A 19539-nucleotide genomic window follows, 5' to 3' on the forward strand; every position below is an offset into this window, starting at 1 on the left:
CAGTTACTGGGCTTATTCGATTTCCACTTCTACTGTTTGTACAAATGGATTGTCGTCTCCTTGCGCTTCGATTGTTTCTTTTGATACAGCTAACTCAGCTGTTAATGTATAATGGCCAGCTGGTAAATCGCCAACTGGAATCCGTTCCTTTTGCAACTCAATTTGTTCTCCTGGTTCAAATTGACGCTCCACAATGACTTGGGCAAACATATGGTTTTCTGAATAACGGAAAACCTCTTCCCCTTCCTCATTCTTAAGCACAAGTTCGTATTCTTGTGACGATGGAAAGACAAGTGTTTGCTGCTGATCCGATTCGTTCTTTACATCCATTTCGACTTCCAACATCTCGCCTGATTGCTTTGCACGAACGTCAAACGTCCATTCAGTGCTCACTGAGGCATCTCCTCCCGCCGGAATATCCGGATTTTCTTCTTCTGGCTGTCCGCCACATGCGCAGAGCACCAATATGAAACTAAGCGCTATAAGCACATTCCACTTTTTCATCAAAAATCCTCCCTAATCTTTGCGGAACAAGCCAAAGATACTGGCTGTCTCGACAATATTCGTAAAGGCTTCCGGATCGACTTCTTCGATGATGTTTTTTAAATCATACAATTCATAGCGAGTGATGACAATGACAAGCATTTCCTTTTCCTCAAACGTATACCCGCCTTTTGCTGGAATTCGGGTAATTCCCCTCGTCAGCCGTTCATGAATCGCCTTATTTAATAAATCAGGTTTTTTTGTGACAACCATGGCTGTCAGCTTCACGTAGCGTGTATGAATCGCATCAATAAAGCGAGAAGTGACGTATATGGATATTAATGTAAATAACGCTTTTTCAGGATCAAGCAATAGCCCGGAAGCAACAACAATAATGGAATTGAGGAGGAAGAAAAAGCTGCCGACTGGTCGATCCGTATAGCGGGCCAGCACAAGGGCAATGATGTCTAGCCCGCCAGATGAAGCCCCCCATTTAAGGAGCAGGCCTGCCCCTGTTGCGCCGATAACGCCACCAAAGACAGCATTAAGCATAATATCCGACGATAAAGCATGGACAGGAATCAGCTCAAGAAAAAGCGTCGTCATTGCGACACTGGCAAAACTGTACACCGTAAAGCTTTTTCCCACTTTAAGCCAACCTAAAATCGCAACTGGTATATTTAAAAGCAAAAGCAACGTCCCTGTTGATAAAGGAAGAATATAGGAAAGAAGCTGGGCTACGCCCGTAAAACCGCTAGCAAACACATCAGCGGGGATTAAAAATAAGTTTAACGAACAGGCAAGCAGAAATGAACCAGCAAGAACAATAAAAATTTTTCCTGCTTCCCTAAAAAGATTATGTTGTACGAGAAACATGAGAACTTCCCATTGCTTGGGGGAGAAATTCTGCCGCCGCAAGCATTGCCTTTCTAGAGATTTTATGGCCGGCGCCTTCCTCTGCGATAAACTGAAAGCGGTCTGTGTTGCCTTTATAAGCATCGAACAACCGATTGGCAAATTGTTCTGCATAGAAAAAAGGCACTGTGTCATCTTGCTTTCCATGCCAGATAAACAAAGGACGCCCATTTAATCGTTCGATGTCAGCCGCCAAGTCAAATGGGCGGATCTTTGCTAGCACAGCTTCTTTCTGCGCTTCTTTCACTTCCACTCCCCGTTGTTCCAGCTTTTCAAACATCGCTTTCGAAAATGTCATATATTGGGGGACGCCCATAAAACAACAACCTGAACAAAGCCATGGATAAGCTGCTAAAGCGCCATAAGCAGTAATCGCCCCCATGGACGTGCCGCCAATCGCTATCCGGTTCTCATCGATCAATCCTTCTTGCAAAAAAGGCTCGGCGATAGTAGGGACTTCATGAATCGATTGCAAAACAATATCCCAAAAGGATAAATAGCGCTTCTCACCAACGATGCTTTTTTCCCGCTCCCCATGGTGAAGGGCATCAGGCAAAAGAACGCGAAACCCTTTCTTTGCAAACGTATAGGCAATATGTAAGTTATGCTCTTTTGCACTTGTGATTCCATGATAGAAAAGAAGCGCTGGCTTTTTCGCAGGGCCGTCATTGTCTGTAATATGTAATAGCGGTACAGAGTGGATTTCTCGTTCTTCAATTAAAAACATTGGTTCCCTTCCTCCCTTGGTAAAAGAAGCTGCCCTTTTAGGCAGCTTCAGACTGTAAACAAATGCGTCGCTTAAGCAGGAAAAACACTGCTCATGAGCGCCTGTTCTACTCGCATCTTCCCTCGCCTGACAAGCGTTTTTTATCAGTCTAGGCAATGGCAACAAACGCTCATCATTCTTTATGGCTCAATGAATATGTTTTGTCGGCACAGAATAATGGTGTCCATTCTAAGTCGGTGCCGGCATGCACTTAAACGCCTTCTTGGTATTTTTCGTTGTAGCGCTTAATGCTATACAAGGAACCTTCATCGACCATTTTGCTGTCTGCTGACGATGGCTTAGGATTGCCGAGCTTAAACACGTTTTCATTCGCCGTCGTTTTCTGTCCCCTCCATTTGGCTAACACCGTTTGCAATTTGTTTTTCATTTGCTGCCTGCGGTTTTCGTCTTTTAAGCAAACGACAGCCATTCCAGCAGCCGCCGCGATTCCAAGCGCAAGTGTCGTTTGTTTGGCTTTCATCTCTTCCATCCCCTTTTATATAGAATGATCTTCTTACTCTTATGTCTTCCCTAAAAGAGGAGAGATAAACCTAAAAAGGCCTCTTGTCGTAACGGGGAGGCCTTTTTCGCACCTTATTTATAAAGTTCTTCTATGTCCTTTACGACCCATTCCTGGCCATATTCAAGCTCTCCATCCCAAGCTAACATTCCGCCTTCATAATTTCGGACGTTCGAAAATCCCTGTTCTTTTAAGTACAAGGCGGTGTTTTGGCTTCTTCTGCCGCTACGGCACACCAATACATAACTTTTTGATTGGTCCATTTCAGCAACCATACTTGGAATTTCATTCATGGGAATGAGTGGTACACCTGGCAGATGGCCATTCTCGTATTCCTCTACTTCTCGGACGTCAATAATAATCGGCTCGTCTGCTTTATTGATCAAAAAAGACTTTATTTCTTCTGTTGACAATTGAACGATACCGTCTTCATTACGGGCCATATTGCGCCACCTCCACTACTAGTTTACTGGTCAGTTTGCTTGCAAAGCAAGCAGAACGCATTTATTGGAAATCAAATTGGAGATGCGGGAGATGTTCCCGTAACTGTGTTAACGTAATCTCCTCGTTGTCTAGCTTTTCAAGCTCAGGGACGGCGACTTGATCGATATAAGCCGCCACATCAATTGACTGGTCATGACGGACAACTTCCTCGTTTGCTTTGGCAAATGCGTAAATCGGTTCATATTCATCGATCGAAATATGTACGGTCTTCCCCTGTGCTTCTCGGATCACTGCCCCTGTTTCAATACCGTGGACTTTATAAATCGTCGATAAACTCAAATAGCGAACTCCCTTGTCTTCGACCAGTTTTGCTGTGTTTGGTCCGATGAGTACATCAGAAACATACGCACGTGGGAGGGCAAGCGACAATGCAAAATAAATTAACAGCACTGTGACAAATACTAAAAAAGCGCCTGCTTGTTCTTTCGCCTTTGTTATGCCTTTCTTTCGCTTCAACCAAGAAAAAATGGCCAACAAGCTAATAACGAGCAGCAGAACGCAACTGATAGCCAATAAAAACTGGACCCAGCCTTCAGAAAGGACAACCATTGGCAACGACTCGCTTTCATACAATAAAATAACGCTTCTATCGTATCGTATCACATACTGAGCGAGTGAAAAAGCATCAATTATAACGGTATGTTGCCGTGCTTTTTCTTCCAATTAGCGCTTTCGTCTTTGCACGCTAAAATCGAAAATGACTCAATTAATCGCTGCCTCGTCTCGTCAGGCTCAATCACGTCGTCAATCAGTGCTTCTTTTGCCGCCGAAAAGGGATCGGCTACCTTCTCCCTGTAGCTTTCTTCAAATTGTAAAAGCGCTTTGGCCGGGTTATTGCTCGCCTGTATGTCTTTTTGATGAATGACCGCCGCCGCTCCGGATGGGCCCATCACCGCAATTTCAGCTTCAGGCCAGGCATAAACAAAATCGGCCCCTAAAGCTTTGCTGTTTAAAGCAACATAGGCGCCACCATATGCTTTGCGGACGATCACGGTGATTTTCGGCACTGTTGCTTCGGCAAAGGCATAAATGATTTTGGCGCCATGGCGAATCAATCCGCGGCTCTCCTGCTCGACACCTGGAATAAAGCCGCTGACATCTTCAAGAACGAGTAAAGGAATTTGGAAACAATCGCAAAACCGGACAAAGCGGGCACACTTATCACTCGCGTCCATATCAATGCAGCCCGCAAGATGCTTCGGATTATTGGCGACGACACCAACAGACTGGCCATTTAGGCGGATAAAGGCAGTAATCAAGTTGCGGGCATACCGTTTCGAACATTCAAAAAAAGAATCTTCATCAGCAAGTCCGCAAATAATCGGCACCATATCATAGACGGTTTTGCTATCGCGGGGCAAATGGGCGCTGACTTTCTCACTCACACGCTTATGGCATGGTTTTTTGGCTCCGTTATTAGGGAGATAACTTAAAAACTGGCGAACAAGCACGAATAACTCCGCTTCTGTTTTTGCGCAAAAGTGGGCAACGCCACTTTTTTCGGAATGCATGCGGACACCGCCCAAATCTTCCATTTTCGCTTCTGCCCCTGTCGCTGCTTTAAGCACTTTTGGGCCAGTAATCGCCATTTGGCTCGTTTGGTCGACCATAAAAATCGCATCAGTCAGCGCCGGAGAGTAAACAGCCCCGCCTGCACATGGCCCTAGCATAACCGATAGCTGCGGAATGGCGCCTGAATATCGAACATTTCGCTTAAATATTTCTCCGTAGCCAGCAAGGGCTTTTGCCCCTTCTTGGATTCTTGCCCCTCCTGAATCGATCAGGCCAATAATGGGTGCTTGCATGTGATAGGCCAAGTCCATAATGGCACATATTTTTTGGGCATGCATGGCTCCAAGCGATCCACCGCTGACCGTGAAGTCCTGTGCATAGACAACTACAAGGCGGCCGGAGATTGTCCCATAACCGACGATTACGCCATCGCCTGCCTCACCGTGAGGCCCGCTGGCAAAAGCGAGATGTTCAGTAAAGCTATCGCGATCTAATAACATGTTAATCCGCTCTCTTGCGGTTTGTTTTCCGGCTTCTTTCTGAGCCTGCTGCTTTTTTGTCCCACCGCCAGACGCCAGCCTTGCTCGTTCAGCGGCTAACCGTTTCTTTCGCTCCATCTGCTAAAACGCGCCTCCTATCATTCTGTCGTAATATAACCAAAAGGCGCAGATATATGCGTTAATTTGTACGGACTAACGGCATGGTCACGCAGCGGAACGAACCTCCAGACTTAATAATTTCTGAGAAATCGACTTCAATAATCGTAAACCCATGTGCTTGCAACTCTGCATTGGTGTTTTCATTCATGGGCAGTGCAATCACCCGTTTGTTGCCAATCGAGAGGACATTAACACCTAAATGGAACTGTTCCTCTTTGGACACATCGATTAATGAGAAACGCTGTTCCAGCATGTCAACAGCCTTTTTAGAAAGGGCATCACGGTAAATGAGCGCCAGTGTCTCAGAAACGGGCTGAAACACGCAATCTAAATGCAAATAGTCTGGATCAAGCGAAACCATTTCTATTCTTTTTTCAGGATGTAGGCGGTGCAGCTCCTCGATGCCTTCCTTATTTGTGCGTCCGCTTGCCCCTATGTACACTTCATCATTGGCGAGTACAACATCTCCGCCTTCCACTGTGCCTGCACTTGCTTTTGCAAACGGTTTGCCGATTTTGGTCAAGTACTCGCTAAGCACCTTTTCTTCGCCTTTGCGGATATCCCTATCCAAATTGGCTACATACAAGGACGTTCCGATAACAAAACCGCTGTCCCGCATAAACACTTGCTCTGGCAAATGGTCATAGGCTGGAACGGAATAAACACGGATGCCTTCTTTCTCCATGGCTGTAACGAGCGCTTGATGTTGTTGGCTCGCGATGTTCCTGTTAATATTTTCATTCACGTATTTGCGCTGCGTTCTATTAATCGGCTCCTCGATTGCCATAAACGTCGGTTCGCAGACAACGACTTCCTTTAGTAGACCATACTCGTTTTCACATTGAATCGGTTTTTTCGCCACTAAGCCTTACTCCCTTTCGTTTAATAACCTGGACATCTTTACAATTACACAGAAATACGCAGAAAGCAAAGTTTTATATATGGATGGGGAAACTTATGCCAGGCATTGGAACAACTGACCCTATACAGAAGACGATTATGCCGGTTAGGCGTTTGTTAGCCGACAATTAGAATATGTCCAAAAAAGCTTTTTTTGATGTGATCACCCCAACAAGTTCGAATATTTTTTTGTTGCAACACGCCCTGTTTCGATAACGAAAAAGGCCATCAATATGACTTGGCAACGCAATATTGATTGGCCTTATGACCGAAAACCAGCCCGCTATTGAATTGTTACTGGAAGGTAAGATGGAGCCTGAAGCCATTTTCATACAGTGTGCGCCCGCCTTTATAGCGATCCCTGTGATCGTTTAATGCTTCTGCTAGTAAATAAAAGGCCTGTTCGTCACGTTGCTCCAACGCCTGATCGATTTTTTCTTTTAAATGTTGTTCTCTAAAGTGATAGATGGAATATTCCAACACCGCTTTCGCATAAAGGGATTGGACAGTTAAATCGGCCCGCAACTCCAAACGGTTAATAATGCTTAATTGCCTGTACACGTCGCCGTCTAACCTAAATGGCTTTTCCACGAAGAATCCCCCTCCTGCTTCAAAATTGGATTTACGTGTTTATACCCTAAACCATAAAAATGAAACATGGTCCTACGTTGTTAGTCGACTGTTACCCTTTCAGCAAAAAATTGACTTTTATATTTAATTGGAGTAAGATTAGCTCACTAAAAAACTGGAGGAAACATTATGTGTGGTTTTGTCGGCGATCTGCTTATTCGAAATAGCAGCCATTTACCTGATCAATTGTGGAATCAAACGCTAGAAGCGATTCATCACCGTGGCCCTGACAGCACCGGTAACTATAAAGATGAAACAGTCCGTTTTGGATTTAAACGTTTAAGCATTATTGATTTAGAGCACGGCCACCAGCCACTTGCGTATAGCAAAGGGCGCTACCATATTGTTTTTAATGGCGAAATTTATAACTACATTGAGCTTCGTTCCCAATTAATTCAACGGGGTTACACATTCCGAACCGATTCTGATACCGAAGTACTCCTTGCCCTTTATGCAGCAGATGGCAAAAATGCGGTTACACAATTACGCGGCATGTATGCGTTTGCAATTTGGGACAAGCACAAAAAGGAATTGTTTTGCGCACGAGACCGTTTTGGCATTAAGCCGTTTTACTATATGAAAACAGACGAACGTTTTTTCTTTGCCTCTGAACAAAAATCAATCATGCCGTTGCTTGAGCAAATTTCGATTGAGCAAGAAGCGCTCCAGCATTATGCCACATTCCAGTATGTTCCTGAACCGAACACACTGACAAAAGGCATTCACAAGCTACTACCTGGACATACATTAACGATCAATGCAGACTTTTCTTTGCAAATTGAAGCATATGCTGAACGTACTTTTCAGCCTGAATCTGGGCCGACCGTCACAGAACTTGCCAACCAAACACGAAAATTGTTAATAGATTCTGTAGAAAAACATATGCGCTCTGATGTTCCGGTTGGGGCATTTTTGTCGAGCGGCATCGATTCCACGGCGATTACCGCCTTAGCGCAGCAAGTACACCCTAATCTGTTGACTTTTACGGTTGGTTTCGAAACAGAGGGCTATAGCGAGATTGCCGTCGCAAAAGACACAGCAAGAGCGTTAGGCGTCAAAAATATCCATAAAGTCATATCTGCTGAAGAATTTATTGAAGAACTGCCTAACATCGTTTGGCATATGGACGAGCCTGTCGCAGACCCAGCAGCTGTGCCCCTTTATTTCGTCGCCAAAGAGGCAAGCAAACATGTAAAGGTCGTCTTGTCAGGAGAAGGTGCTGACGAATTGTTCGGAGGGTACAACATTTACCGGGAACCTCTTGACCTTGCCTGGTTTAAAAAGTTGCCGCCTACGTTTCACTCTGGCTTAAAGCGGGTTGTTGCCCATATGCCGTCTACGCTCAAGGGACGAAACTACATTATCCGTGGAACGACTCCTATCCAAGAGCGGTACATTGGCAATGCCTTTATTTTTTCTGAAGCAGAAAAAACTCGGTTGTTCCGCGACTATGATCGAACCAAACCTTACACAAATGTAACAGCGCCACTATACGAACAGGCAAAAGGCATGGATGAATCGACGATTATGCAATTTGTCGATATGCATACGTGGCTTCCTGGCGACATCCTTGTTAAGGCTGACCGAATGACAATGGCACATTCGATTGAATTGAGAGTCCCATTTCTCGATAAAGACGTATTTGCATTTGCGAGAATGCTTGATCGGGGTATGAAACTTTCCCATAAGACGACTAAATATGTGCTTCGTCAGGCAATGAAGGACCTTATTCCAGCAAACATTGTGCCCCGTAAAAAATTAGGCTTCCCAGTGCCGATCCGTGTATGGCTCAAAAATGAACTGTACGATTGGGCCAAACAGCTTATCGAGTCCAGCGATACAGCAGACGTTTTTCATAAGCCTTTTTTGCTGCACATGCTTCAAGAACACCGCGACGGCCACGGCGATTATAGCCGACGTTTATGGACGGTCCTTACGTATATGATGTGGCATGACATGCATGTTGCCAAGCGACTGATTAGCACACATCAACAGAAAGACGCCGAGCGCTGTAAAGCGCTCGCCCATTCTTAATCCCGACATTGCAAGGAGGGCAGTCAAACCTAGGTTGAATTGCCCTCTTCGTGTCTATATACGCTAGCAAGTAAAGTCGTTTATTGTTTCTGTACTTGATGTTCAATTGCCTTGGCCAACTGGGCCCCGTCGAGGATGGTTACAAGTGTCCCCTCTACTTGGCCTATCCCCTTTTTATAAGAAGCATCAGATAGCTCTTCAATTGAAGCAAGATCGATTTCCGAGATGTCGCTCGCTTCATTGACGGCAAGCACGAATGATCCAAGTGCTTCCGTGCATACAAGCAATCGGCACGCTTCGGTCACTTCCATTTTTTTCTGATATAGCAAATAACAAAGGTCAACTACCGGTAACAAGGAGCCGCGAATATTGACAACGCCCATAATGGCAGGGTCAGCATTTGGGACCATACGAATGCCGTCAAGGAGCTCGATTGCGGCAAGTTGCAAAATATCCATTCCATACCATTCCTCTCCTACGGCAAATACGGCAAATTGTTTCGTACGTTCCACGATTGTTTTCCCCCTTTCTTTGAAACGAAGCTATTTTGCTAAGTATTATTTATTAAAAAACAGCGCAATGTCGACAATCAATGCAATTGTGCCGTCCCCAAGAATCGTTCCGCCTGAAATTCCTTTTGTCCCTTTCAACAATGAACCAAGTGGCTTTAGCACAACTTCTTGTTTGCCAATAAAGCGATCAACTTTTACAGCCATTAATGTTTGGTTGCGGTAAAGCAAAAGAACGGCAAGCTCTTGCTCGTCTTCGTTTTCTGGCAGGCCAAACTGCTCATTTAATGAGACAAGGGAAACAAGTTGTCCTCTCCATTCAAACAAGCTTTGCCCGTCTGCTTGCTTTAACTCGCTTTTTTGCACATAGGCCGTTTCGGCGATATTGGCGATTGGAAAAGCATAAATGTCCGAGCCAAGTTCAATCATCATCGCATCGATAATTGATACCGTTAATGGGAGCGAAATGGAAAAACGTGTGCCCACTCCCTCTTTGGAAGAAACGGCTATTTTACCGCCAAGAGCAGAAAACGTGCTTTTTACAACGTCAAGTCCGACTCCGCGCCCAGACAAATCAGTCACTTCATTGGCTGTGCTAAACCCAGGGGCAAACAGCAGTTGGTTGATTTCATCACTTGCCATTTTCTCTGCCTCTGTGGTGGTAATCAATTCATTTTCAATCGCTTTTTTCAAGACTTTCTCTTGTTTAATTCCTGCGCCATCATCCTCAATTTCAATGACGACATGGCTGCCACTATAAAATGCGCGTAACACGATTAACCCCTCAGGGTCCTTTCCGCTTTTTTGGCGTACTGCTGGCTCCTCAATGCCATGGTCAATCGAATTGCGCAGCAAATGGAGGAGTGGATCGCCGATTTCATCAATAATGGCCCGGTCTAATTCTGTCGTCTCCCCTTCAATGACAAAACGAATTTGCTTGCCGATTTCTTTTGAGACTTTACGTACCATCCGTGGAAAGCGGCTAAATACCGGCTCAAGTGGCATCAGCCGAACTGACAACATCACTTCCTGCAAATGGCTCGTAATGCGGCTTACTTTTTCATATACATTCGTCAGCTCATCTGCTTGCAATGAATTGGCGACTAGCTCTAGACGGCCCTTTTCCACAACTAGCTCTTCAAACAAGTACATTAACGAGTCTAGCTTTTCGACATTGACGCGAATCGTTTTTTGCTGCGCTTGCTCCCCTTTTGAACCGGCCCCTTTTTCAGAAGCAGCTTTTGCCGTTTGCGGCTTGGCCTTATCCGCCTTCTTCTGAGGCTTATAAGGAGTAACCGTTACTTGTTTCACTTCAGAAATTCTCTCAAGGCGTTTTTTAATGTCTGAATCTGGGAGCGTCGTAGCTGCCGTCAGCGTAAAACCGCTGGCAAACTTCCCTTCCTCAAGTTCCTCTCTGCTCGGATCCGTATGGATTAACTCCCCAAACTGTGCGGCTTCACTTGCAACCATAAAAGCGCGCACTCCTTTGAGCGCTGCATTGTCATCGATTTCGACATGGATCACTTGGACAGGAACGCCGTCTTGTAGTGCTTGATCCATAATGGCGTGCGTATCTGTATCGATGCTAGCTGCAACCTCATTGTCAGTCGTCCGTTCTTGACCGAGAAGCTGCGCAAACGTATCCCGCAAGCCGTTAGCCTCTTCTAACTCTCCCCCGGTATTCCGTACGTGGCTGACGCTTGCTTCAAGATATTCAACTGCATCAAACAGCAAATCGATTTCGCCTGCGCCAGCTTCAATGTTTCCGTCCCTCATGGCATCAAGAAGATTTTCTAAAGAATGGGTCAACTCAGCCATGGCATTGAAGCCCATCGTCGCCGACATCCCTTTTAACGTATGGGCTGAACGAAAGATTTCAGCAATCGCGTCTTTATCAAAAGGATCCTGCTCAAGTTGAAGCAACTTTGCATTCATTGCTTGCAAATGCTCATCTGCCTCTTCTAAAAACATACCTATGTAATCGTATTGAGTCACCTTGCCCACCTCGATAAAAAAGAATACGAGGAGGGACTCTCCTCGTATTCTTTATCGGCTTTCCATCTTTAAATGTTGAGTACGTTTTCGCCACTCTTTATGGAATCAACCCAGTTGATCGCAGACAATCGAGATTGCTCATTCGCTGCTCCAATCATTTCTGCCCACGATCGGCCTCCGGACAAGTCTGCAGCTGCAAACAAGCAATAGTCTTTGGCACGAGTAAGAGCGACATAAAATAAACGCTTTGACTCTTCGAGCGCTTGCTCGCTTCTTTTTTCTTGTGCCTGGAAAAAGGCAGGCGTGGAAATGGTTTCACCATCGTCTGATTTCAGTTGGAACACAATGTCCCATTCTTGGTCAAAATAGATCGCATCTGTGTCCGTCCGTCGTTTTTGGTCCATATACGGAAGGCAGACAACTGGAAACTCCAATCCTTTTGAGGCGTGAACGGTCATAATCGTGACTGCCTCTCCCTCCAACTGTTCCACTTCTGCTTCAGGGACATTTTTGCTTGCTGCTATATAACGATTCATTTGCAAACACATCGTTTCTAAATTAGCGGTATTCAATTGGGCAAACAAATCAATGAGCTTTTCCACATTGCCGACACGCTGTATGCCGTTCGTATCGCTTAAAACAGCATAGCGCAGACCTGTTTGCTCAAACAGCTGAAGCAGCCCCTCTTTTACACTTCCTGTAAAAGTGAACGGCAAGAACAAATCGATCCATTCGCCATACTGCTTTAGCGCTTGTTGCAGCCGTGGGTGGCTCGCAACTAAGGAAGACGCTTCTTCTTTCGCTAAAAAAACAGCCAAGTTCTCCTCTTCCTCTTTATATTCGTTCACTGTCAGCAACTCACTTAGTGTCAGCCCAAAAAGAGGTGAACGAAGCAACGCCACCACGTAAGCATCCTCAAATGGGCGTCTGAGCCAGTTTAGCACATTTAAAAAATCAATCACTTCTTGTTTCGCAAAAAAACCAACACCACCGTGGACGCGATAAGGAATGCCCGCTTCAGCAAATGCCTGCTCAAGCTCTGGCAAATTTGTACGCGAAGGAAGCAGGACAGCGACATCATTCCATTGAGCTTGGCGAACCTTGCCTTCAGCCTCCACTTCAATGATTCCATCAGCCATTGTTTGTTGCAGCAATGACGCAAACGAGCGGGCTTCGCTGCTTTTTTCAAGCTGATGGAAAGAAGCAAGTGCTTGCTTGTTTGTATGAGGCTTCCTCCCTGCTTTTAAGGGCACATAATGGGTCGCATACGGGAGAGCGTCCTCCCCTCCTGGTGCCATCACATGGGCAAACAATTCATTAACCAGTTCTACAATTTGCGGCGCTGTTCTGTAATTTTCTTGCAGATGAATCAATTCTCCTTCATCTAGCTTCGCTGCTTTTTTGGCCATCTCGTTCATAATAGCGACGTCAGCTCCGCGAAAACGGTAAATCGATTGTTTTTCATCGCCGACAAAAAATAAATGGGCTGGGTTGATCGCCTGAACAATTTGCAATTGGACTTGGTTCGTGTCTTGAAATTCATCGACCATAATATGTGTATAAGCAGACTGACAAGCTGCTGCTACGTTTGGTATTTGTAAAAGCGTATACGCTTTTTGTTGCAAGTCGCTAAAGTCAGCGACATGGCGTTGTGCTTTTATATGGGCATAACGTTTGGCAAATGCTTGCAACAGCGTCACAAATGCTTCAAGCAATGGCAGCCCTTGATCACCGGCAACTTGATTCCGTTCACCCCATTGCTTTTTGAATGGCTTCCATTTATGCTCATAAAAAAAGTAAAGAGACGGCAACGATTCCTGCCATGCTTTTTGCACTCTACGTGGAAGCGCCTCGGTCATCATCGCAACCGCTTCCTCCTCGTTTGCAGCAAGCGCCAAACTTTGTACGAGCGTGGCCAGCGACTGTGCATGCTTTTGTTCGGTTTTCGATAACTGATGCAAAGGAGGCAGTTCCTTTGCGGCGTGTTTTACTGCCTTTACGATCATAGCAACTTGTTGCTGCTGTTCACGAATGGCCCCATTGATTTGCTTGTTCCATATATACGGCGGCGAAAATTGGGAAATGGCGTCATCCCCCGCTCGTTGTTCTCGAACCGCATCATGAAGGGCAACCAGTGAACGCTTCAATGTAAAAAGGGAAAGCACCCCACGCAGTTGATTTAGTTCATTGGCAAATTGACGATCTTTACACAATTGCTCAACAAGCTCCGCTTTTATCATCGCAGCTTCGGTTTCATCGAGAACCGCCATTTCCCCATTTTCTTCAGCGTATCGGCTATAACGACTAAGCAGTTGTCGGCAAAAACGGTGAAAGGTTGCAATCATTGCCGTCTCTACTTCTTCTTGTTGTGCAAGCCAAAAGCGTTTTTCTTCCCTATTTCCAGCCGCTTCTGCCTTTTCGCCCATCCGGTTTGCAAGACGTTCTTTCATTTCTCTCGCGGCCTTTTCAGTAAAGGTGATGGCAGCAATTTCATTAATAGGAGCACCATAACTTGAGTGCTTGTCATGAAAGTGTTCAGCGATAATCGAGACAATCTTCTCCGTTAGCACCCGGGTTTTGCCAGAACCAGCTCCAGCGGCAACGACGACAAGGGGCTGGTTCGACTCAATTGCTTGCTTTTGTGCGCTGTTGAATTGCATGCTGAGCCTCCCTTTTTTGTTCTTCTGTCACTCGGCAAATCGCTTTATAAGGGCAGCTGGCCGCGCAATCAAGAGGGGCAACGGGCATGTTTGTCTGCATTCCTTCCCATAGTTCTTGAAGACGCTCATGGATGTGCCATTTTTCCATAAAAGCCTCTTCTCCTAAAGCGTCCTCTTTATTACGGCATTGAGCACTTACGCCAAAGATCGATTGCTTGCCAACATGCTCCGGCTTCCAAACACCGTTGCCTGCCCGTTTGCCTGGATCAAGCAAAGAAATATATGTAGCCCCAGCCACTGACGATTGCTTGCCAACGATATACGAATACATAGGGAGCTGGAGTTTTGTGCCGAGTGTGGCTTCCTCAAGTTTCAGTGCCGCCTTGCCAGTCTTGTAATCATAGAGCACCTTCTCACCGTTTGCTACATCGACCCTATCAATTTTTCCAGTTACTTTTAGCTTCGTTGTGCCCAATTGAAAGTCTTCAAGAACAATAGGCACTTCCAGTCCTTCCATGTAAGCATCCGCCAACTCCTTCCGATCCCAAAACCGCTCCCGCTCTGCTTCCCACCATAGACGCAGCTTGTTTGCCCACCATGTTTCTTCCTGTTCAAGCTCGAAACGATTCATATAAGGGACAAATGGCACAATGTCCTCATTAAAGCGGCGGCGCCATTCTGTGTCAAGCCAATGAGGCACTTCGTCTTTTTCTGCTTCCGAGAGGGTGGAAAAAGGTTTGCCAATGACATTCAATTTATGGCGATACAATGTTTCAATGCATTGATGAATAAGGGTTCCAATCTTATTTGCCGGAAGCCCCTCGCTTTGACCTGCTGGCGGCTTGATCCCTAAAAGCCATTCCAGCCCATAGCGGAATGGGCAGCGCGCATAAGCTTCAAACGCAGTAACTGCAACAGCGGTTTTAGCTTTCTCTTTCTCCTGTTGGGCATCCGAGAGCCGCTCTTGCCCTAATTGCAGACGGCGAAGCCTTTTTTGAAAGTGATCCAGTTCGCCGCGGTAAGCTGCCCCGTCTTTGTGTGAATCCATTCCGATTCCGTTGTTTAACCTATTTTGGTAATTCCAGAAGCCAACTTGTTGGAAGTCGAGTAGAAATGGAGAAGGTAGCGCGGGACTGTCCTGGTCAAGACCGCACACATAGCTGGCATATATGTCCATGCCGCTGTTGATGAGCTGTTGGAATTGCAGCGCTTGGACAGAGCGTGTACGTGATTTTAACGGCATCCCCCGTTTGTTTATTTCCGCTAAGTCACTATCTTGAAAATAGCCTAGCAATGAATAAGGGTGTGGATATGTACCTAAAGCAAGCCCAGCAACATATACGGTCGATCCTTGAAAGGCAGCGACATCCGCCCAAGAGAGGACGGAAATTCCCTCTTTTGGCTTTGGCTCCTCGGCAATGACAAGTGTGTGCGCAAATGTCTGGAACCATTGGCGAAACCCATCTTCAGTTGTTTCCACTTCAGCATAGGAGACGCCTTCCAGGGCTAAAAGCGCTTGTTTTACGGCGTAGGCATACGGGATATCCATTCGCTCTTCCATTTTCGCTAGCATGTCGACAAGCAACGCGGCTTTATCTGCTATCGTTTTCCCTTGGGCAAGGGGGCTTTTTCCGATTTTGTTCAGAAAAAAATCAACCTCGCTGTCGCCAGTGCTATAACCAGCGTACAAAGCCTGCTTCATCCTTAAGCAACGACGCCCAGTTATGCCAAGCACAGCAAAGAGGGAATCGACGGTACCAAGTCGCGCTTCTCTTGACGACAAAGGGGTGAGCAGTGCTTCTTTAACCCATAGATAGAAGGGGGTGTCCGCAAAATAACAACGGTCACTAACGGCAACAGGCAATCCTTCTTGCTTCGCCTTTGCCATAAAAGCGGCACGTTCATCTGACTTCGTAAACAGCACAGCGATGTTGGAAAGCGGCGTATTGCTTGTGAAAATATGTTCAATCAAACCGATGTGCTCTTCTTCTGCGGTCACCGCTTTATACAGAGACAAAGAACCTCTTTTATCCTCCGTGACTGGCTCTCTTTTAACATCATCCACCGTAAAGCCAATCTTCACTAACTCCGTTACGACTGCTTTCGCCCTCCCATTAAGGTAGATGGTCAGCCTCACGCCGTCTTTGACCATTCGCTCTAGTGCCTCTAACTGATTGACAGAGAAATCATGAAACCCTTCTACGACAATGTCATCATAAGGCAAAGCAGCCGGTTTGCGAGCAAAAGCGTTGTAGTCGTCTTCAATCGTCTTCCAACATCTCTTCTCTTCTAGAGTCTTGACCTTCGCAAATTCAGGTTTTAAAAAGATTAGACTGTCAGGCAATCGGCATTCGCCAAAACGCTTATATTGTAAATAACTATTCACGATTTGCTCGCTTTTTCTTCCCGTGGCATTCATTTCATTTGCGATCGCCCACTTCCATTCGTGGTGAAATAGTTCAATCCCGTTTACTCGTTCCTGGCACTTGCGGATAAACGAGTCAAATGTCAGGCAGCGAAGTTCTGGCGCCACCAAACGGATTTGCTCCACCCAATACGTCGTCGGCACAATACAACAACTGGTATCTCGTTGTGTACGCGCCCATTCCCTGTAACGCTTTGGCGAGAACGGTTGCCATCCAGTGACCGCCCTAATATGCGCCTTCATGTTCATCCCCCTTCATTTCCAATAGACGCCCATCGCCCAAACGACTGCTGCCGTTACGACAAGCAATACGCCATGAGGATATAGCTGTCTATATTGTTGTCGCTTTATCGCCAAACGTGTTTTTTCATAGAAATAGAGCATGAGAATCGCAATCGCCCCTTTGACGGCGTAAAAAGCAGCAAACTCGTACGCATACCACATCAAAAACCCAGACAACAGAAGGACCACTTCTGTTGTTCGCACAAAGGAAGCACAAAGAAAACGGGCGTTTTGCCATCCTCGCCACGTGAAAAGAAGCCAAACAGCAGCGCCAATAAAAAACAGCGGCCAAACTCCACTATGGAAAGCAGCAATTACTCGGAAAGCTTGTGCGGAAATCATCATTAACGCCTGCCTTTTCTCGTCTTAAACGTTTGTCTATTATACCATATGAAAACAGTGCATCGACGAAAAAAGAGAGCTTGCCTAAGGCAGCTCCCTTCCAATTGATTCCTTGATCGAATCTATCTATCAGTTTAAATCAACATATTGCCCATTTGCTTCATAAAGGATCCATTCGGACAAGTTTGTAGCGTAATCAGCAATGCGTTCAATATAGCGGGCAATAAAAGCCAACTGGGTAATCGCTTCTACGTCTTGATCTGTCGTCTCTTGCCTAAACAGCTTTTTAATGAGCTTACCAAAGCGTTCGTCGATTTCATCGTCGGCTTTTGCCAATTGTTGAGCCGTAAGCACATTTTTTGTTGCATAAGCATGCAGTGCTTTTTCGATCATCCCTTTGGCATCTAAAGCAAGCTCTATCAGTTCTTGCTTCAGCTCTTCGTTAGGGAAATCATCAATTCGTCTCGAAACTTTAGCAATGTCAACGGCAAAGTCAGCTACACGTTCAAGATCGCCAGCCATTTTCATGACAACGATCAACCGCCGCAAATCGGTTGCAACCGGCTGCTGCCTAGCAATAATGTCAAACACTTTTTCGTTGATGTCAAGTTCGCTCTTATTAATGTCTGCATCATTGTCAATAATTTGCTGGACAGCGGCTCGGTTCTTTGTTGACAAGCCAGCAATAGCAGCATCCAGCTGTTTTAAAACGGCGGTGCCTAGCACTTGAATTCGTTCTGCCACTTCATCAAGCTGTTCTTGAAACATGCTTCTTAACATAGGATGACCTCCTGTTAGCCAAATTGGCCAGATACGTAGTCTTCTGTACGTTTATGCTCAGGGTTGGAAAAAATTCGCTGTGTCGGACCAATTTCAACCAGTTCGCCCATGTAAAAGAATGCTGTCTCGTCTGAAATTCGTGCAGCCTGCTGCATGTTGTGTGTAACGATGACGATCGTATAAGAATCACGCAAAGACGTAATCAGTTCTTCTACCTTCGTCGTGGAAATCGGGTCAAGGGCGCTTGTCGGCTCATCCATTAGCAACACTTCAGGCTTTGTCGCTAGCGCCCGGGCAATGCAAAGCCGTTGCTGCTGACCGCCTGATAACGACAGTGCGTTTTTATTCAGTCGGTCTTTGACTTCCTCCCATAAAAACGCGCCTTTCAAGCTTGATTCGACAATTTCATCAAGTTCTTTTTTCTTGCGAATTCCGTGAATGCGTGGCCCATACGCAACATTTTCATAAATCGACTTTGGAAATGGATTCGGCTTTTGGAAGACCATGCCGACCGCTTTTCTTAGCTCAGCCAAATCCATCGAAGTTGTCAACAAGTTTTCGCCACGAAAATTCAATTCACCAGCCATGCGGATATCTGGGTTTAAACGCGACATTAAGTTCAATGTTTTGATAAACGTTGATTTGCCGCAACCAGAAGGGCCGATGATCGCTGTCACATGCTTTTCCTTTAATTGAAGCGAAATGTTTTTTAATGCCTGGTTGTTGCCATACCAAAGATTAAAATCAAGAACATCATACACGTTTTTTGTTTCCGTTTGTTTGGCTAACGCTTGCATATGCTTTCCCCCTTACCCAAATCGTCCTGAAATGTAATCTTCAGTCTGTTTCTTTTCAGGATTTCGAAACAGGACGTCTGTCTTATTGACTTCGATCAGCTCGCCGTTGTAGAAAAACGCGGTCCGGTCAGATACGCGCGATGCTTGTTGCATATTGTGTGTAACAACAACAACGGTATAATTCTTTTTCAATTCGACCATAAGTTCTTCCACTTTAGCTGTTGCAATCGGGTCAAGGGCAGAAGCCGGTTCATCAAGAAGAATCACTTCTGGCTTTAAAGCAAGCGTACGGGCGATGCAGAGTCGCTGCTGTTGGCCACCGGATAATGACAGCGCCGATTCATGGAGCCTGTCCTTGACCTCATCCCATAAAGCGGCACGCTTTAAAGAATCCTCAACAATGTCAGCCCAATCTTTTTTCTTGACGTTATGGAAGCGCAAGCCGTGAACAAGGTTCTCGTAAATCGACTTTGGAAATGGGTTCGCTTTTTGGAAAACCATACCGATTTCTTTGCGCAAAGCAACCACATTTACATCATCACTTAGCAAATTAAGTCCTTCATAGGCAAGCGTGCCCGTAACCCGTGCGCTCGGGATTAAATCGTTCATACGGTTAATGCTGCGCAAAAATGTCGATTTCCCACAACCAGACGGGCCGATTAACGCCAAAATTTCGTTTTTGTTCATATCAAGTGACAACTGTTTTACTGCATGGTTTTCTCCATAGTAAATATTGATGTCCTTTGCTTGTAAAATCGCCTCAGCTTGATTGGATTGTTGTCCAAGTGCAGCAGTATCTTTTTTTGGAACGGTCAGAGCAGTCATG

18 protein-coding genes are annotated in these 19539 nt (G+C 45.7%); 1 reads left to right on the forward strand and 17 read right to left on the reverse strand.

The window, feature by feature from the left end:
* Nucleotides 1–12: 12 nt before the first annotated feature.
* From N6H06_RS16760 to N6H06_RS16800, 9 genes are all read right to left on the reverse strand, one after another.
* Nucleotides 13–504, reverse strand: coding sequence for a BsuPI-related putative proteinase inhibitor (locus N6H06_RS16760; RefSeq protein ID WP_062749512.1), 492 nt, complete (start codon nucleotides 502–504; stop codon nucleotides 13–15).
* A gap of 12 nt (nucleotides 505–516) precedes the next feature.
* Entirely contained in the window at nucleotides 517–1359 is an 843-nt protein-coding gene (locus N6H06_RS16765) for a YitT family protein (RefSeq protein WP_062749514.1), read from the reverse strand.
* Nucleotides 1340–2125, reverse strand: coding sequence for an alpha/beta fold hydrolase (locus N6H06_RS16770; RefSeq protein WP_212953991.1), 786 nt, complete (start codon nucleotides 2123–2125; stop codon nucleotides 1340–1342). Before N6H06_RS16770 ends, N6H06_RS16765 begins: the two co-directional genes overlap by 20 nt.
* 250 nt (nucleotides 2126–2375) lie before the next feature.
* A complete protein-coding gene (locus N6H06_RS16775) occupies nucleotides 2376–2645 on the reverse strand; it encodes a hypothetical protein (RefSeq protein ID WP_062749518.1) in 270 nt (89 codons plus the stop codon).
* A gap of 113 nt (nucleotides 2646–2758) precedes the next feature.
* On the reverse strand, nucleotides 2759–3127 hold the full coding sequence (locus tag N6H06_RS16780; RefSeq protein WP_263707560.1) for a rhodanese-like domain-containing protein: 369 nt from the start codon (nucleotides 3125–3127) through the stop codon (nucleotides 2759–2761).
* Nucleotides 3128–3188: 61 nt separating this feature from the next.
* The gene (locus N6H06_RS16785; RefSeq protein WP_062749521.1) at nucleotides 3189–3851 is read right to left on the reverse strand and encodes a hypothetical protein; all 663 of its coding nucleotides are present in this window, start codon (nucleotides 3849–3851) and stop codon (nucleotides 3189–3191) included.
* On the reverse strand, nucleotides 3818–5317 hold the full coding sequence (locus tag N6H06_RS16790; protein WP_263707561.1) for an acyl-CoA carboxylase subunit beta: 1500 nt from the start codon (nucleotides 5315–5317) through the stop codon (nucleotides 3818–3820). The genes N6H06_RS16785 and N6H06_RS16790 overlap by 34 nt, the downstream gene beginning before the upstream one ends.
* A gap of 61 nt (nucleotides 5318–5378) precedes the next feature.
* Nucleotides 5379–6221: a dimethylarginine dimethylaminohydrolase family protein gene (locus N6H06_RS16795; protein WP_263707562.1), complete on the reverse strand. Its 843-nt coding sequence runs from the start codon at nucleotides 6219–6221 to the stop codon at nucleotides 5379–5381.
* A gap of 332 nt (nucleotides 6222–6553) precedes the next feature.
* Nucleotides 6554–6850 carry an IDEAL domain-containing protein gene (locus N6H06_RS16800; protein ID WP_062749527.1) on the reverse strand — a complete coding sequence of 99 codons (297 nt, stop codon included), beginning with the start codon at nucleotides 6848–6850 and terminating at the stop codon, nucleotides 6554–6556.
* Between the two features lie 168 nt (nucleotides 6851–7018).
* Between N6H06_RS16800 and asnB the strand changes: the two genes are divergently transcribed.
* Nucleotides 7019–8923 carry an asparagine synthase (glutamine-hydrolyzing) gene (gene asnB / locus N6H06_RS16805; RefSeq protein WP_062749529.1) on the forward strand — a complete coding sequence of 635 codons (1905 nt, stop codon included), beginning with the start codon at nucleotides 7019–7021 and terminating at the stop codon, nucleotides 8921–8923.
* A gap of 80 nt (nucleotides 8924–9003) precedes the next feature.
* On the opposite strand, the gene N6H06_RS16810 is transcribed toward asnB, so the two are convergent.
* From N6H06_RS16810 to pstB (N6H06_RS16845), 8 genes are all read right to left on the reverse strand, one after another.
* Nucleotides 9004–9435 (reverse strand): chemotaxis protein CheW, encoded by a 432-nt coding sequence (locus N6H06_RS16810; protein ID WP_263707563.1) that lies wholly within the window; start codon nucleotides 9433–9435, stop codon nucleotides 9004–9006.
* Nucleotides 9436–9480: 45 nt separating this feature from the next.
* Nucleotides 9481–11427, reverse strand: a complete 1947-nt coding sequence (locus tag N6H06_RS16815; RefSeq protein ID WP_263707564.1) for a chemotaxis protein CheA — start codon at nucleotides 11425–11427, stop codon at nucleotides 9481–9483.
* A gap of 68 nt (nucleotides 11428–11495) precedes the next feature.
* On the reverse strand, nucleotides 11496–14087 hold the full coding sequence (locus tag N6H06_RS16820; RefSeq protein WP_263707565.1) for a UvrD-helicase domain-containing protein: 2592 nt from the start codon (nucleotides 14085–14087) through the stop codon (nucleotides 11496–11498).
* Nucleotides 14053–16755, reverse strand: a complete 2703-nt coding sequence (locus N6H06_RS16825; RefSeq protein ID WP_263707566.1) for a PD-(D/E)XK nuclease family protein — start codon at nucleotides 16753–16755, stop codon at nucleotides 14053–14055. The genes N6H06_RS16820 and N6H06_RS16825 overlap by 35 nt, the downstream gene beginning before the upstream one ends.
* A gap of 12 nt (nucleotides 16756–16767) precedes the next feature.
* Nucleotides 16768–17139 (reverse strand): hypothetical protein, encoded by a 372-nt coding sequence (locus tag N6H06_RS16830; protein WP_062749538.1) that lies wholly within the window; start codon nucleotides 17137–17139, stop codon nucleotides 16768–16770.
* Between the two features lie 126 nt (nucleotides 17140–17265).
* Complete coding sequence (gene phoU, locus N6H06_RS16835; RefSeq protein WP_062749540.1) at nucleotides 17266–17916, reverse strand: phosphate signaling complex protein PhoU; 651 nt, start codon at nucleotides 17914–17916, stop codon at nucleotides 17266–17268.
* A 14-nt stretch (nucleotides 17917–17930) separates the two neighbouring features.
* Nucleotides 17931–18713, reverse strand: coding sequence for a phosphate ABC transporter ATP-binding protein PstB (gene pstB / locus N6H06_RS16840; protein ID WP_062749542.1), 783 nt, complete (start codon nucleotides 18711–18713; stop codon nucleotides 17931–17933).
* A 12-nt stretch (nucleotides 18714–18725) separates the two neighbouring features.
* Nucleotides 18726–19538 (reverse strand): phosphate ABC transporter ATP-binding protein PstB, encoded by an 813-nt coding sequence (gene pstB / locus N6H06_RS16845; RefSeq protein WP_212953998.1) that lies wholly within the window; start codon nucleotides 19536–19538, stop codon nucleotides 18726–18728.
* Nucleotide 19539: the final 1 nt, after the last annotated feature.

This window comes from Shouchella tritolerans (assembly GCF_025770735.1).
GTDB classification, from domain to species: domain Bacteria; phylum Bacillota; class Bacilli; order Bacillales; family Bacillaceae_D; genus Shouchella; species Shouchella tritolerans.

Coding starts and splice junctions, on each gene's coding strand:
- N6H06_RS16760 (WP_062749512.1), bottom strand. CDS start 504: ATGAAAAAGTGGAATGTGCTTATAGCGCTTAGTTTCATATTGGTGCTC.
- N6H06_RS16765 (WP_062749514.1), bottom strand. CDS start 1,359: ATGTTTCTCGTACAACATAATCTTTTTAGGGAAGCAGGAAAAATTTTT.
- N6H06_RS16770 (WP_212953991.1), bottom strand. CDS start 2,125: ATGTTTTTAATTGAAGAACGAGAAATCCACTCTGTACCGCTATTACAT.
- N6H06_RS16775 (WP_062749518.1), bottom strand. CDS start 2,645: ATGAAAGCCAAACAAACGACACTTGCGCTTGGAATCGCGGCGGCTGCT.
- N6H06_RS16780 (WP_263707560.1), bottom strand. CDS start 3,127: ATGGCCCGTAATGAAGACGGTATCGTTCAATTGTCAACAGAAGAAATA.
- N6H06_RS16790 (WP_263707561.1), bottom strand. CDS start 5,317: ATGGAGCGAAAGAAACGGTTAGCCGCTGAACGAGCAAGGCTGGCGTCT.
- asnB (WP_062749529.1), top strand. CDS start 7,019: ATGTGTGGTTTTGTCGGCGATCTGCTTATTCGAAATAGCAGCCATTTA.
- N6H06_RS16820 (WP_263707565.1), bottom strand. CDS start 14,087: ATGCAATTCAACAGCGCACAAAAGCAAGCAATTGAGTCGAACCAGCCC.
- N6H06_RS16825 (WP_263707566.1), bottom strand. CDS start 16,755: ATGAAGGCGCATATTAGGGCGGTCACTGGATGGCAACCGTTCTCGCCA.
- N6H06_RS16830 (WP_062749538.1), bottom strand. CDS start 17,139: ATGATGATTTCCGCACAAGCTTTCCGAGTAATTGCTGCTTTCCATAGT.
- phoU (WP_062749540.1), bottom strand. CDS start 17,916: ATGTTAAGAAGCATGTTTCAAGAACAGCTTGATGAAGTGGCAGAACGA.
- pstB (WP_062749542.1), bottom strand. CDS start 18,713: ATGCAAGCGTTAGCCAAACAAACGGAAACAAAAAACGTGTATGATGTT.
- pstB (WP_212953998.1), bottom strand. CDS start 19,538: ATGACTGCTCTGACCGTTCCAAAAAAAGATACTGCTGCACTTGGACAA.